Consider the following 13,730-nt stretch of genomic DNA (forward strand, 5'->3'; position numbering starts at 1 on the left):
CGGACGGGCTGAAGGTGCCCCCGCACCGAGGCTTTCAGGGGCGCGGGGCTGTGACATCGCGCGGCTTCCGCCGCGGTGGGCACGACCGGGGCTTCCGATTCCCCTACAGGGGCGCGGGGAACTGCGCGAGCAGCCACGCACGGTGGACGGACGACAACGGGGACGCGGCAGCCCCGCACCTCGCACCCCGCACCCCCGGCGGAGCCGCACCGCGACGGGTCAGGCGTTCAGGACCCCGGCGAGGTCCAGCACGCCGGCCACCCGCACCGCCACGCTCTCCGCGTACGTCGCGTCCGGACGCTCGAAGGCCGGGCGGGACGGGCCGCGCAGGAAGGTGAGGACACCCAGGGTGCGGCCGCGGCTGCGCAGCACCGCGCACAGCGCGTGGGCCGCGTCCGGCGGCCACTGGCGCTCGACCGCCCACCCCTCGGCCCCGGCGCCCGCGCTGGCCCGCACCGAGCCGATCCGGTCCACCGCCTGGAGCGCCGGGTGGCCCGCCTGATAGCGCACCGGGATGCCGCCGCCCGCCACCGTCCCGGCCGGGCCCGGGGTGCCGGACGGGGTGGCCGCGACCCGGACGAGGCGCTCGCCCACCGCCAGGTCGACCAAGGCGTGGTCGGCGAAACCGGCCAGCGCGAAGTCCAGGTGCGAGGCCACCGCCTCCATCGGGTCCTCGCACTCGGCGGCGATCCGCGAGGCCCGGTGCAGCTGGTTGAAGCGGAAGCGGAGCCGGTCGGCGTCCTGCTCGGCGAGCCGGGCGTCGGTCACGTCCTGGAAGAGCCAGCCGACCCCGAGCGGAACGGGTTCTTCCGTCAGCGGTGACGAGAGCCGCAGGAAGCCGCTGCGCCAGCAGCGCCGCCGCTCGCCCTCCGCCGTGCGCAGCGTCACCCACACCTCGGCGGGGGTCGCGGGGGCGCCCTCGGCGAGGACGTGCTGCAGGGCGCCCTCCAGTTCCTCGACGCCCTGCACGATGAGCTCGCCGAGCGGGCGGCCGAGCAGGGTGGCGCGCCCGGTGCCGAGGGCGCGGGCCGCGTAGGCGTTGACGACGGTGGGCCGCAGGTCGACGTCGACCAGGACGACGCCCCAGGTCCCGTCCTCGGAGAGGGCCTCGCTCAGCGCGATGGACCGCTCCAGGTCGATCTGCGCGTGCACCTCGCTGAACGCGCAGTACACCCCGGCGGGGTTGCCGTCCGCGCCCCGCACCCCCGCCGACTGCGTACGCACCAGGACGCGGCTGCCGTCCTTGCGCAGCAGGGCGAACTCGTGGACCTGGCGGCCCGGCGCGTCCATGACCGCCATGATCCGGCCACGCACCTCGTCCGCGTCGGCGGCCCGCACCGCCCAGCCCGCGAATCCGTGGCGCCCGACGGCCTCGTCGGCCGGCCAGCCGAGAATCCGCTCGGCCTCGCGGTTCCAGTGGGTGACCACGCCGTCCGCGTCGAACGCGCAGAGCGCCGCGTCCATCCCGTCGAGGAGGGCGGCGAGGAGGTCCCCGCCGGGTTCCGGTACGGCCGTACCGGCGGCACCACCGCCAGGTCCGTCCGGAACCGGAGCACTGGTGGTCTCACTCCGGGAAACACTCATCCTGGCACCCCCTGCAGGACGTGGTCGCCGCGTTCACACGGCTGACGCGCGGGACTGACGCACGTCGGATCATTCAACTCGAACGTGACGCACCCCACACCGACTTCGCGGAAATCCCTTCCGGCCAACGTCGGTTACCGGCCGCGCCTGGACGCCGGTACCGGGCGTCCGCATAGTGACGGCCATGACTTCTCTCGTACGCCACGTGACCTTCGACTGCGCCGACGCCCACAAGCTCGCCTCCTTCTGGGCCGAGGCGCTCGGCGGCACCCTGAGCGACGACGACTTCCCCGGCGACCCCGAGGCCCTCGTCAGCGCCGACGGCATCGGGCTCCTGTTCGTCACGGTGGCGGAGCCCAAGTCGGTCAAGAACCGCGTCCACCTCGACCTCCAGCCCCAGGACCGCACCCGCGACGAGGAGGCCGACCGGCTCGTCGCCCTGGGCGCCACGCTGGTCGCCGACCACCGCCGTCCGGACGGCACGGGCTGGCTCCTGCTGGCCGACATCGAGGGCAACGAGTTCTGCGTGGAGCGCAGCGCCGACGAGCGGGCCCGCACCGAGAAATAAATGGGTTGAGGGGTGCCGCACCGGTGCCTAATGTGTGGTGCACACGAGAAGGGAGGTGGTTTGACAGATGTATGCAAACCGGACGCGTGAGGTGACTGCGGGCTGACGCCTGCCAGTCGCACTCTTTGTGCGGTGCCGACATGCGTCGGCCGAATTCCCAGCAGTCACCGACCCGCGGGCTCGCCGGTACGTCCGGCCGGCTCCTCTCCGGAGGACCCGAGCCCGCGGGTTTCTGCGTGTCCGGGCCCGCTTCCGTGCGCCCGCCCGCACCGGTTCGTACGGGCCCGTTTACGTGTCGCCGGGCCCGCCGCCCCAGCGGCTCGGCCCGCCCGCGTCAGGGCGCGAGCCGCTCCACGCGCCAGGCCCCGCCCGCCGACACGTACCGCAGCCGGTCGTGCAGCCGGTTCTCGTGGCCCTGCCAGTACTCGACGGTCTCGGGCACGACCCGGAATCCGCCCCAGCCCTCGGGCACCGGGACCTCGCTGCCCTCGGGGTAGCGGGCCGCCAACTCCTCGTAGCGGACGGTCAGTTCGTCCCGTGAGGCGATCACCGAGGACTGGGCGCTGGCCCACGCGCCGAGCCGCGAGCCGTGCGGGCGGCTGCGGAAGTAGCGCTCGGTCTCGGCCCGCGGAATCCGGGAGGCGGTGCCCGTGACGATGACCTGGCGGGCCAGCTGGTGCCAGGGGAAGAGCAGCGAGGCGTACGGGTTCGCGGTGAGCTCGGCGGCCTTGCGCGAGGCGTAGTTGGTGAAGAAGACGAAGCCGTGCTCGTCGTAGGACTTCAGGAGCACGGTGCGGGTGGAGGGGCGGCCGTCCGGGGTGGCGGTGGCGACGACCATCGCGTTGGGCTCGTGCAGACCGCCGGCCACGGCCTCCTTGAACCAGCGGGCGAACTGCCCCATGGGCGTGGGGGCCAGCTCCTCCTCGGCGAGGAGGGTGGTGCGGTACTGCTCGCGCATCGCTGCGGGGTCCAGGTCGGTCACCCCACCCATCCTGCCGCACCGGCGCCCGGGGCCCGGCGGCGGTGCAGTTTGCCCGCGACGGCGGGGCGTTAACCCTGCGCCGCCGAATTGGGGCAGTGTGCCGGATGTCACGCTTCCCCGCATCGGCGGAACCCGCCAAACTCTCGGCTGGGCCACTGTGGCCTCCATACACGCGTGAGCCCCCGGCGGGATTCCTGACCGCCGTACGGGGCATGACCGAGGGACCCGGGGCGGCACGGCCCGCCCGCAGCCCGTCGCACACATCCTGAGGAGCCGCCAGATGTCCGACTTCGTACCCGGACTTGAGGGAGTCGTCGCGTTCGAGACGGAGATCGCCGAGCCGGACAAGGAGGGCGGCGCCCTTCGCTACCGGGGCGTCGACATCGAGGACCTGGTCGGACACGTCTCGTTCGGGAACGTGTGGGGCCTCCTGGTGGACGGGGCGTTCAACCCCGGCCTGCCGCCCGCCGAGCCGTTCCCGATCCCGGTCCACTCCGGGGACATCCGGGTGGACGTGCAGTCCGCCCTCGCCATGCTGGCTCCGGTGTGGGGCCTCAAGCCGCTGCTCGACATCGACGAGGCCACCGCCCGCGACAACCTGGCGCGGGCCGCCGTCATGGCGCTCTCCTACGTCGCCCAGTCGGCGCGCGGGCAGGGCCTGCCGATGGTGCCGCAGGGGGAGATCGACAAGGCCGAGTCCGTCGTCGAGCGCTTCATGATCCGCTGGCGCGGCGAGCCGGACCCCAAGCACGTCAAGGCGGTGGACGCGTACTGGACGAGCGCCGCCGAGCACGGCATGAACGCCTCGACGTTCACCGCCCGGGTGATCGCCTCGACCGGCGCCGACGTCGCGGCCGCGCTGTCCGGCGCGGTCGGCGCGATGTCGGGCCCGCTGCACGGCGGAGCGCCCTCGCGGGTGCTCGGCATGATCGAGGAGATCGAGCGGACCGGGGACGCGACGGCGTACGTGAAGCAGGCCCTCGACAAGGGCGAGCGCCTGATGGGCTTCGGCCACCGCGTCTACCGCGCCGAGGACCCGCGCGCCCGCGTGCTGCGCCGCACCGCCAAGGAGCTGGCCGCGCCGCGCTTCGAGGTGGCGGAGGCGCTGGAGAAGGCCGCCCTTGAGGAGCTGCACGCACGGCGGCCCGACCGGGTGCTCGCGACGAACGTGGAGTTCTGGGCGGCGATCGTCCTGGACTTCGCGGAGGTTCCGGCGCACATGTTCACGTCGATGTTCACCTGCGCGCGTACCGCCGGCTGGTCGGCGCACATCCTGGAACAGAAGCGGACGGGCCGTCTGGTGCGGCCCTCCGCCCGCTATGTGGGCCCGGGTTCGCGTGAGCCCCGCGCCATCGAGGGGTACGAGGACATCGCCCACTGAGCGGAAGGCGCAGGGCACGGCCCCTCGCGTGGAGTAGCCGCACGGTCACTCGGCGCGACAGCGCCCGGTGGCCGACCTAGCGTTCGGGATGTCAGGTTTGTCCACCGAACGTGGAGTTCATCGTGAGCATCATCCGCCGCGCCGCCGTTGTGGCCGCGCTTTCGGCCGCCGTCATAGTCCCCGCAGCCGCGACCGCCCAGGCCGCCCCGCAGGCCGCCCCGCGCGTCGCGGCGCACGACCGTGACGACGACGGTGGCCGCGAGCATCACCACCACCATCACCACTGGCACGACCACAGTCTGCTCGGCCTCGGTCTGCATCTGCTCTGACCGGAGCCCAACCGCACGGGCACGCGCCCGGAACACCTCGTTCCGGGCGCGTGCCCGTGTCGCGTCGGGTCCGGCGTCGCCCGTTCATTCCACCGAGGGCACGAGGCCCATCAGCGGGGCGAGCGGGTCGGTGAGCTGGGAGAGCTGGCCCAGGTCGTTGAGGTGGCTGAGCCCGGCCAGCTGGTTCTTGACCTTGGGCAGCTGGGCCGCGTACGGGGCCGGGATGTTGCTCGTCGCGATGGTGTCCAGCTCGCTGACCGGGTTGATCGGCTTGACCAGGGTGTCGAGGGGGCCCGCGGCGCTCGCGGTCGTCGCGGCGATGCCCGAGACACCGGCGGCGACGGCAAGGACTGTGGCGATTCGTCGTGTTGAGATCACGCCTGCACAACGGGCCGCGACAGCACCGGACACGGCCGACCCCCGGTCTCACCCGACAGGCCTACCTACTCGAACGGGCCCTCCGGACGCCGGTGCCGAAGACAGCAGCTCCTGTCCGGGGGGAGTAGAGCCCCGGACAGGAGCTGCTGGCGCACTGTCCGCGCCGCGACACGGATCCTGTTCCGCGCGGTCCAACGAACCGTGCGGAGAAACGTTCTGTCGGACGGCCGCCGCCCGTCGGCGGCGGCCCGGCCGTACTAGAGGCCGTTCGACCAGGCATAGCCCTTGGGGACCGGGTGCCGGTCACCGTCCCGGGCGAAGACCAGGGCGATCTCGTCGTGCTCGCGCAGCACGAGCGCGGCCGGGTTCCCGGCGGCCCTGCGCCCGTTGACGTACGCCGCGAGATGGCGGCCACCGCCCTCGTGCAGACCCCCGATGCGCTTCGCGTCGAGCGGGACCCGCCACTCGGCCATGAACTGGCCGAGCGTGAACTCGGCCCGCCGGGGCGACTCGACGTGGATCACGCCGCTGGTGTCGTGGGTGTGCAGCGGGCTGATCCGGCGGCGCGGCTCGTCGATGCCGATGGCGGCGGGGACGGTGACGGGCCTGCCGTCGACGAGGACGTCCAGATGCGTGTGGGTGTGCTGCACCACGCCCTCGGCCGGGAGCATCTCAAGACCCGCCGCGGCGACCGCGGCCGACGCGTCCGCCGGCGCGGGCCACGGCGGCAGCGCGTCCCGACCCGCATCCACGCCGTGCGGGTCGGGTCGTACGGGCGCGGCCTTGGCACCGCCGGCCGCGAGGGCCGTGACGGCCGCTACGGCGAGCAGCGCGGTGAGCGCCCGGCCGAGCGGGGCCACGGCGAGGACGTTCCTGGGCGGACGGGGCATTGCCAACTCCTGGGCGTGAGGGACGGATCGGGCCGGCCGGTGCTCAGAACGTCGCGGTCGCGGCGGGCGCACCCTGGACGGCGGGGGCGGTCAGGCCGGCCTCCGGCAGGACGACGGCGGGCAGCCCGAGCAGCGCGGCGCGCGGCTCGCTGAGCGGGGCGCCGAGGTCCGCGCCCGGCGTAACGGTGTGCAGCGCGGTGCCCGGGCTGACCAGGGCGGGGGTGCCGAGGTTGCGGGAGCTCAGCGGGTCGGGCAGCGGCGTGTCGATCTGGGTGTTCGGCAGCGCGGACTCGACGGGGATCGCCGGGACCATGTTGTGCGGCAGCAGATTGCCCTTCACGTAGCGCGGGCCGTCCGGGGCGCCGGGGACGGGCAGCGGCATGCCGGTGTGCAGGGTGGGGGCGTCGAACGGCAGGACCGTGTTCAGGGTGCCGAGAGGGACGGTGACCGGAACGGCGGGTGCCGCGGCGGCCGGTGCCACGGCGGCCGCGGTCGCCATGCATGCCATGATGCCCGCCAGGCCCGCGCGTGAAGTGATTCCCATGGGTGTTCTCTTCCTTCCCTGGTGGCCTACTCGGCCGTGTCTTTCAGCAAGAACGATCCCGGCGGCGGTATCACTGCAAAGTTCCCCTGCTTGCAGCAACGCGGCCCCCGTGCGCGGCGCATGGAGGCACGGGGCGTGCCCTCCGCCCGGCTCGTGCGTTGTAGGCGGCATGAACGTACGTCGATACCTCGCGGCCGCCGCGGCCGGAACCGCCCTCGCCGCCGTCATCGCCCCCTCCGCGCACGCCTTCGACCTCGGCGGCACCCTCAGCGGTGCGGCGCGCACCACCAGCGCCGCCGGTGCCCAGATCAAGCCCGCCGCGAACAGCGTCGTCGGGGACAAGGTGGGCCAGAAGGTGACCGCCGTGAAGGACGGCGTGAAGGCCGGCGGCGAGGCGGTGAAGGCCGCCAACGACGCGGTCAAGGCCGGACACGCCCTGGTCGGCTGACTCTTCGGCCGCCATCAACTCCCCTGCCCGACAGTGTTGTTCGACAGCCGCTAGGCGGCCAGGACGGTGCGAGCGTGACTCACCCCCGGACGGTCCCGGCGCCCCGCGGCGCCACCGGCGATCTCGCCGACCCGGCGTTCTGGAAGCAGCCTCCTGCCCAACGCCTGGCGCGTTTCGCCGAGTTGAGACAGCAGCCGCGCCCGGCCTTCTTCACGGAACGCCGGGCCGGCCGGCGCCGCCCCGAGCAGGGCTTCTACGCCCTGGTCCGGCACGCCGACGTGCTGAAGGCGAGCCGCCTTCCGCGGGTCTTCGCGAGCGCGCCCGGCGTCACTTCGCCCGAGCCGGCCCGCTGGGTGCGGGCCGTGTTCGGCGACTCGATGGTCAACCTCGACGGCGCCGACCACACGCGCCTAAGGCGCATCGTGCAGCAGGCGTTCACCCCGCGCCTGCTCGCCGCCACCGAGGTCAGCATCCGCGAGCTCGCCGTGCGCATCGTGGACGACATGGTCGCCGAGCGCCCCGACGAGTTCGTCTCCGCGGTCGCCTCCCGGATGTCGTTCGAGGTCATCTGCGCCATGCTCGGCGTGCCCGACGCCTACCGCCGCCGGATCGCCCGCCAGATCGACCGGGCATCCGAGCACGCCGGGGTGCGGCGCAGCATCGGCGCCCGGCTGCTCAGCCCCGGCAAGGGACTGCGGGCGCTGGCCCGGATGCAGCTGACCGTGGCCCGTCTCGGGCGGGAGCGGCGCCGGAACCCGACCGGAGACCTCATCTCGGCGCTGGTGTGCGCGGACGTGGACGGGCAGCGCCTGACATACCGTCAACTGGGTTCGTTCTTCTCCCTGTTGCTCGTGGCGGGAGTCGAGACGACCCGCAACGCCATCGCCCACGCCCTGTCCTTGCTGACCGATCACCCGGATCAACTGGCTCTGCTGCGAGGGGACTTCGAGCGGTACGCGGACGGCGCGGTCGACGAGATCGTGCGGCACTCCACACCCATCATCCAGTTCCGCCGGACCGTCACCTCGCGCTACGTCCTGTCCGGCCACACCTTCCTGCCCGGCGACAAGGTGATGCTCCTGTACGCGTCGGCCAACCGGGACGCCGACGTCTTCACCGACCCGGACGCCTTCGACATCACCCGGGACCCCAACCCGCACCTCGGCTACGGGGGCGGCGGCCCGCACTACTGCCTGGGCGCGCATCTCGCCCGCCTGGAGATCAAGGCCGTACTGCGCGAGCTGCTGACCCGTCCGCTCGCCGTACGCACGCTCGGCGAACCGGAGTTGGGGACGTCCAACTTCGACCACCGGGTGCGCAGGCAGCCCTTCGCCTTCGACGCGCCCAGGACGTGACCGCCCGACCGCCGCGCACCCTCACCGGGCGAGCGGCGTTGTACCGGGCATGAACACTCACCACCGCCTCAAGGCCGCCACCGTCGCCGCATCCCTCCTGCTCCTGGCCGCGCCCGGCATCGCCGCGGCCGACGACGGGGTCGCCGGGCAGGGCAGTGTCAGCGAGTTCGGGCAGCCCAAGGTCCTCGGCGGGCGCGGCAAGATCGGCGAGACGCTGACCTCGGGTGTCTCCTCGCTGAGCGGGGCGCTCCAGCGCGGTGGCTCCTCGTCCGCGGGCCACTGACGCCCAGGACCCGCCGCAGCACCGCTCCCCGGGGCCCCGTGCAGCCGCCCCCCGTCGGCCCGGCCGCGTGGAAGTGCGCGCTGTGCGTGCTGGTCCTGCTGCTCTCGGCCCTCGTGCCGCTCGCGTCCGACAGCGGGCGACCGGGCCCGGCGCCTCCCCCGTCGGGCAACGCGGCGAGCATCTTCACGGGCTCGGACGGGGCCGGCGTCGGCAGGCTCGCGGCGGCCGAGAAATGGCGCGGACGGGGGCCGCTGCGCGTGGGCCACACCTATCTGCCGGGCGGCACCTGGAACGACATCGAGGGGCCGCCGGGGCTGCTCGCCCCCTGGGCGCGCTGGCGCGATCAGCGCACGGACCGCCTCCTCGTCCTCAATGTGCCGATGCTCGACCACAACGAGGAGGGCGTGCCCGACGCGCGGGTGGCGGCCCTGCTCGGCCAGGCCGCGCGGGGCGCCTTCGACGCCCACTTCCGGACCCTGGCCGAGCGTCTGGTCGCCCTTCGGCTCGCCGACACGATCGTGGTGTTGGGCTGGGAGATGAACGGCGTCACCTACACCCACCGGTGCGGCCCCGATCCCGCCGCGTGGCGGACGTACTGGCGCCGCGTCGTGACGGCGATGCGGTCGGTCACGGGGCAGCGCTTCCGCTTCGACTTCGCGCCGAGCCGGGGGCGGGACGCGGTGCCGTGGACCGCGTGCTATCCGGGCGACGCCTTCGTGGACGTCCTCGGCATGGACGCCTACGACCAGCCCGCGGGCATGTCGTTCGCCCAGCAGGTCGAGGAGCCGTACGGGCTGCGGGCCCAGGTCGACTTCGCCGCCCGGCACCACAAGCCGGTCTCGTACCCGGAGTGGGGCCTCTTCCGCAACGGGGACGACCCGGCGTACGTACGCGGGATGACCGCCTGGTTTCGACGGTACCGGCCGGTCTACCAGACCCTGACCGACTATTGCCCGCACGGCCTGTGGGAGTGCGGCACGAATCCGCGGGCGGCCCGGGCCTATCTCGGCGCCCGGTGAACGGCCCGGCGTCCGCCCTCGGGGACGGCCCGCGCACTGGGCCGTGCGGGGGGCCGGGGGCTGCGCCGGACGGGTTGTCTGTCGGCTGCGGCGCGCGTGGCCGGGGGACCGGGGCGGGGCCGATCCGACCCAATGAATTACGCGTATCAGCATCTGATGCGCCTCCCCCCTCCCCCGTCTTCCTGTCGAAGGGTCGCAGGCATGTCCAAGTTCTCGAGGTTCTCGGGTCCCGCGGCGCGCGCCGCCCTCGTCGCGGCTCTGGTCTCCGTGCTCGGCACGGGGTACGCGGCGCACGCCGTCGACCACCCCGCCCCGGCCCCGCCGCAACTCGCCCACGCCGGCGCCGACTCCCGGGCCTCGCTGCTCGGCGCCCTGAGCGTCGGCGCGGTCGTCACGGGCACGGCGGCGGTCGCCCTCTCGCGGCGCGTCTCCCGCAGCCGCTACGGCAAGTAGCGGCAGTCCTTGCGCCGGTCGGCCGTGCAGAACCGTTTTGGGCGCAGGTGTCCGTTACTTATGCCCGTTCGGCACGTTGAAGTGAAATGACGACTGCGTGTCTGCGGTCGCGTGTCCATATCAAGGAGAACTTTGATGTCTCGTATCGCGAAGACGGCCGCCGTCGTCGCCGGAGCAGGCGCCATGGCGCTGGCCGGTGCGGGTATCGCCTCGGCCGACGCCGGCGCCGAGGCCGTCGCTGCGAACTCCCCCGGCGTCCTGTCCGGCAACCTGCTCCAGGTGCCGGTGCACGTCCCGGTCAACCTCTGCGGCAACTCGGTCAACGTCATCGGGCTGCTGAACCCCGCGTTCGGCAACACCTGCGTCAACGCCGACAGCCACCACGAGGGCGGCTACGGGGAGTAAGTACCCCCCGCTTCGGCCGGGCTCCCTCACGGTGGCCCGGCCGGTCATGGCTCACAGCAGTACCGCGGCCTCCCGGACTTCTCCCCCCGGGAGGCCGTCGCCGTGTCAGGCGTACCGGTAGATCGCGGTGTGGTCGAGCAGTGCCGCCGGTGCCACGTTCCACGGCGGCATCGGGTCGTGGAGGGCCGCCACCCGGCCGTGCTGGGGGTCCCCGGACGGCGGTGGCGTGGCCGGCAGATAGCGCTGGGACTTGGGGTGCGCGGCCTGCCAGCGGGCCCACAGGCTGTCGATGTAGGCGTGGTGCAACCAGAACACCGGATCGTTGACGGAGGCGGCGCCCAGCATGACGCCGCTGACCCAGCGGTGCACCCGGTTGTGCATGCGGAAGCGGGCGCTGCCCGAAAGCCCGGTCGTCCAGCCCTCCATGCGGTTGCGGAGACCGGACCCGCTGGTGGAGTCCCAGGGCGCGGTGTCGTACACCGGGTCGGCGAGTGCCCGGTCGACGTCGGCGGCGACGGGCAGGGCGATGGGGTCGTTGGGGCGCCCCAGGTCCCGGGTCAGGAAGCGGGCCTCGGTGACCTCGACCGCGAGGTCCCAGTTGCCGTGCGCGTACGCGAACGGCCCGGTCATGACCTGCAGGTCGCCGCGGCGGCCGTTGCCGCCCATGAAGTCGTCGGACCAGAGGGAAGACGCGGGTGAACGGTCCCGCGTCCAGTCCCAATAAGGCACGGTCACACGGGAGTTGACCTTCTGCAGGGCCTGCTCGAATTCGAGCAGGAACTGGCGGTGCCAGGGCAGGAACGACGGCGTCATGTGCGCGACCCGCAGCCCGTCGTCGCCGTCCGGGACGTAGAACTCGATGTGGGTGCGCACGAACTCGTCGTAGACACCGCTGCGTTTGAGTTCGAGCACCGCGTTCACGAAGGCCTTGCGCTCGGCGCTCGTCAGGTTCCGCTGGTTCTTACGCGTGTACACCACGGCCGGCTCCCTCCTGGTGGCTGCCGTGCACGGGTACGGCGGCGAGGCGGGCGGTGCCCAGCTCGTTCGCGGCGGCCCGGGCGGCCGCGCGTGCGGTGGGGTACGACACGTAGTGGTCGACCGAACTGAGGTAGCTGCCGTCCGCCCGCCGCATCACGTCCAGCTGCCGGCCGTCCACGAACACGGCGAGCTCGCCCCGGCCCGCCCCGAGCGGCCAGCCCTGGATGCGGTGTCCGGCGTGCATCTCGTCGAAGGCGGCGCCCGCATCGGGTTCCGGCCCAAGGGCACCCGCGGGTCCGCCCGGCGTGGTGGCGCCCGGGATGCGGGAGAGGACGGCGGCGGTGAACGCGACGGTCGCGGAGACGAACGCGGCCCGCAACAGGCCCCGCCGGGCCGGCTGCCAGGCGGGGCGGGACGCGGGCCCGGCGGGTTCGGGGGCTCGCCCCCGTGGGCGGGTGCGGCCCGCCCGGCTGATGCGCCAGAAATGCGTCGCGTCGTTCATCGGCGTCTCCCTCGTGCTCGCCGGGGCGGACGCGTCCGGCACACACGTGGGCCCCGGAAACCGTGCTGGTTCCGGGGCCCGTCCAAACGTCCGCTCCTTGTCCGATGCCGGGTTCAACGAGGCCCGGCGTCCCAGGAAACGGCCACGGCCGTCGGCGCGCGGCAGCGGGCGCTCCCCGGGCCGGTACTGGATGCACGGCCCGGGGATGCCTCAACCATGCGACTGGTCAGTGGGTCAACGCCGCCGGGCGCCCGCCGTGGCGGCGGGGGCGGCCGAATCACGCGGTCGGACCAACGTTCCCACGGGGCTCAGCCCGTCCAGAAGTCCCACCAGCGGGTGAGGATCAGCATCCCGATGACCCCGATGTGCAGCACCGGCACCGCCCAGCCGAACTCGGCGAACAGGCTTCGGGCCCAACTCGGCGCGGGGAGCGCGCCCTTGACGATGTTGAGGCCGGTCACCCCCCAGAACAGGGCGATGGTGGCGACCCACGCCAGGCAGCACCACAGGCACAGCGCGTTGATCCGGTACAGCGACTCGAACTGCAGCCAGCCGACGAAGACGACCCCGGCCAGCGCCCCCGCGTTGAGCGTGCGCCAGTACCAGCGCCCGAACCGGCCGCCCCCGAGCAGGCTCATGCCCACGCAGCCGACGATCCCGTACGCGACCAGGCCGAGCATCGGGTTGGGGAAACCGAAGACGGAAGCCTGGGCGCTCTTCATGATGTTGCCGCAGGAGATCACCGGGTTGAGGCTGCACCCGGGGACGAAGTTGGGGTTCCGCAGCAGCTCGAACTCGTCGAGGGTGATGACCCACGACGCGAGCAGCCCCGCCGCGCCGGCAAGGACGACCAGCCAGGCGAAGCCCCGCCCGGCGCCGAACGCGGCGGTGGCCGCGGGTGGGGGGCCGGACGAGTCGGTGGCGGGAGCCTGCTGCGGGATCGTCCCGGGAAGGGGCATGGCCTTACGTCTCCGTTCTCGTCCGGCGGTGGGGTGCGGTCAGCCGCGCAGGCGGCGGACGGGGAGCACGCAGTGGCCGGCGGTGGAGATGGTGTCCTCGTCGCCGGCGAACGCCTTCAGCTGCTCGTCGGAGACGGCGACTCCGGGGACGCCCTCGGGCCAGGAGCGGGTGGCGAACATGAACTGGACGGTGCCCCGCGCCTCGGCGGCGGCCAGCCACTCGGGCGGCACCGGGCACTGGGCGTTGAGCGTCGGCATGGTGAGGACGGCCTGGCCGCCCTGGACGATGAGGGTCACCGGGAACGAGCCGCCCTGCGACTGGTCGACGACGCTGCCGGCCGGCATGCCGATCTCGTCGAGCAGCGACCGCGCCGCGGCCTCCGCACCCTCGGGGCCCTCGGCCCCGTCACCGAGGGAGTACGCCATGAGGAAGGGCACATCGCCGGACCCGTCGGGGGACTCACCGCTCCACGCGATGACGATGAGCGAGCCCAACAGGGCTGCCCTGGAAGGCTGTACGGCACTGGTGGCTGAAGTCATGCCGGGACTCTAGGACATTCCGGGCCGAGCCCTTCGCAGCTGTCACCCATCCGGATGAAAGGTCCTTCACCGGTCTTCTGGCACCCGTGTACGACTCTTCGGTCACCCGTGCGCGACTCGGCGCGTCCGGAC

18 protein-coding genes are annotated in these 13,730 nt (G+C 73.2%); 9 read left to right on the forward strand and 9 right to left on the reverse strand.

The features are described 5' to 3' along the window. Positions 1-219: 219 nt before the first annotated feature. On the reverse strand, positions 220-1,584 hold the full coding sequence (locus IE267_RS15830) for a PAS domain-containing protein (RefSeq protein ID WP_189763653.1): 1,365 nt from the start codon (positions 1,582-1,584) through the stop codon (positions 220-222). 184 nt (positions 1,585-1,768) lie between these two features. Here IE267_RS15830 and IE267_RS15835 point away from each other — a divergent pair, with 184 nt between their 5' ends. Then, a complete protein-coding gene (locus IE267_RS15835; RefSeq protein ID WP_189763654.1) occupies positions 1,769-2,152 on the forward strand; it encodes a VOC family protein in 384 nt (127 codons plus the stop codon). A gap of 334 nt (positions 2,153-2,486) precedes the next feature. Here IE267_RS15835 and pdxH read toward each other — a convergent pair whose 3' ends face one another. Further along, entirely contained in the window at positions 2,487-3,143 is a 657-nt protein-coding gene (pdxH, locus tag IE267_RS15840; protein ID WP_229861202.1) for a pyridoxamine 5'-phosphate oxidase, read from the reverse strand. Positions 3,144-3,414: 271 nt separating this feature from the next. Here pdxH and IE267_RS15845 point away from each other — a divergent pair, with 271 nt between their 5' ends. Both IE267_RS15845 and IE267_RS15850 read left to right on the forward strand, forming a co-directional pair. Further along, complete coding sequence (locus IE267_RS15845; RefSeq protein ID WP_161255531.1) at positions 3,415-4,515, forward strand: citrate synthase 2; 1,101 nt, start codon at positions 3,415-3,417, stop codon at positions 4,513-4,515. A 122-nt stretch (positions 4,516-4,637) separates the two neighbouring features. Then, positions 4,638-4,844, forward strand: a complete 207-nt coding sequence (locus tag IE267_RS15850) for a hypothetical protein (RefSeq protein WP_161255528.1) — start codon at positions 4,638-4,640, stop codon at positions 4,842-4,844. 84 nt (positions 4,845-4,928) lie between these two features. On the opposite strand, the gene IE267_RS15855 is transcribed toward IE267_RS15850, so the two are convergent. From IE267_RS15855 to IE267_RS15865, 3 genes are all read right to left on the reverse strand, one after another. Next, complete coding sequence (locus tag IE267_RS15855) at positions 4,929-5,222, reverse strand: hypothetical protein (protein ID WP_100573952.1); 294 nt, start codon at positions 5,220-5,222, stop codon at positions 4,929-4,931. 257 nt (positions 5,223-5,479) lie between these two features. After that, positions 5,480-6,112: a hypothetical protein gene (locus IE267_RS15860; RefSeq protein WP_189763655.1), complete on the reverse strand. Its 633-nt coding sequence runs from the start codon at positions 6,110-6,112 to the stop codon at positions 5,480-5,482. A gap of 43 nt (positions 6,113-6,155) precedes the next feature. Continuing rightward, positions 6,156-6,656 (reverse strand): hypothetical protein, encoded by a 501-nt coding sequence (locus IE267_RS15865; RefSeq protein WP_161255525.1) that lies wholly within the window; start codon positions 6,654-6,656, stop codon positions 6,156-6,158. A 169-nt stretch (positions 6,657-6,825) separates the two neighbouring features. Here IE267_RS15865 and IE267_RS39640 point away from each other — a divergent pair, with 169 nt between their 5' ends. From IE267_RS39640 to IE267_RS15890, 6 genes are all read left to right on the forward strand, one after another. Beyond that, the gene (locus IE267_RS39640; protein ID WP_167159077.1) at positions 6,826-7,104 is read left to right on the forward strand and encodes a hypothetical protein; all 279 of its coding nucleotides are present in this window, start codon (positions 6,826-6,828) and stop codon (positions 7,102-7,104) included. Between the two features lie 74 nt (positions 7,105-7,178). After that, entirely contained in the window at positions 7,179-8,459 is a 1,281-nt protein-coding gene (locus IE267_RS15870) for a cytochrome P450 (RefSeq protein ID WP_229861204.1), read from the forward strand. Between the two features lie 49 nt (positions 8,460-8,508). Then, positions 8,509-8,742 (forward strand): hypothetical protein, encoded by a 234-nt coding sequence (locus IE267_RS15875; RefSeq protein ID WP_189763656.1) that lies wholly within the window; start codon positions 8,509-8,511, stop codon positions 8,740-8,742. A 38-nt stretch (positions 8,743-8,780) separates the two neighbouring features. Continuing rightward, positions 8,781-9,761, forward strand: coding sequence for a glycoside hydrolase family 26 protein (locus IE267_RS15880; RefSeq protein ID WP_189763657.1), 981 nt, complete (start codon positions 8,781-8,783; stop codon positions 9,759-9,761). 201 nt (positions 9,762-9,962) lie between these two features. Further along, positions 9,963-10,214: a hypothetical protein gene (locus tag IE267_RS15885; protein ID WP_167159071.1), complete on the forward strand. Its 252-nt coding sequence runs from the start codon at positions 9,963-9,965 to the stop codon at positions 10,212-10,214. Positions 10,215-10,349: 135 nt separating this feature from the next. Beyond that, the gene (locus tag IE267_RS15890) at positions 10,350-10,619 is read left to right on the forward strand and encodes a chaplin (protein WP_100573945.1); all 270 of its coding nucleotides are present in this window, start codon (positions 10,350-10,352) and stop codon (positions 10,617-10,619) included. A 105-nt stretch (positions 10,620-10,724) separates the two neighbouring features. On the opposite strand, the gene IE267_RS15895 is transcribed toward IE267_RS15890, so the two are convergent. From IE267_RS15895 to IE267_RS15910, 4 genes are all read right to left on the reverse strand, one after another. After that, complete coding sequence (locus tag IE267_RS15895; RefSeq protein ID WP_161255516.1) at positions 10,725-11,597, reverse strand: tyrosinase family protein; 873 nt, start codon at positions 11,595-11,597, stop codon at positions 10,725-10,727. Next, on the reverse strand, positions 11,581-12,099 hold the full coding sequence (locus tag IE267_RS15900) for a tyrosinase family oxidase copper chaperone (protein WP_189763658.1): 519 nt from the start codon (positions 12,097-12,099) through the stop codon (positions 11,581-11,583). Before IE267_RS15900 ends, IE267_RS15895 begins: the two co-directional genes overlap by 17 nt. A gap of 308 nt (positions 12,100-12,407) precedes the next feature. Beyond that, positions 12,408-13,058 (reverse strand): vitamin K epoxide reductase family protein, encoded by a 651-nt coding sequence (locus IE267_RS15905; protein WP_167159065.1) that lies wholly within the window; start codon positions 13,056-13,058, stop codon positions 12,408-12,410. A 39-nt stretch (positions 13,059-13,097) separates the two neighbouring features. Next, on the reverse strand, positions 13,098-13,598 hold the full coding sequence (locus IE267_RS15910) for a DUF5949 family protein (protein ID WP_161255507.1): 501 nt from the start codon (positions 13,596-13,598) through the stop codon (positions 13,098-13,100). Positions 13,599-13,730: the final 132 nt, after the last annotated feature.

The sequence above is a fragment of the Streptomyces xanthochromogenes genome (assembly GCF_014650455.1).
Lineage (GTDB): Bacteria > Actinomycetota > Actinomycetes > Streptomycetales > Streptomycetaceae > Streptomyces > Streptomyces xanthochromogenes.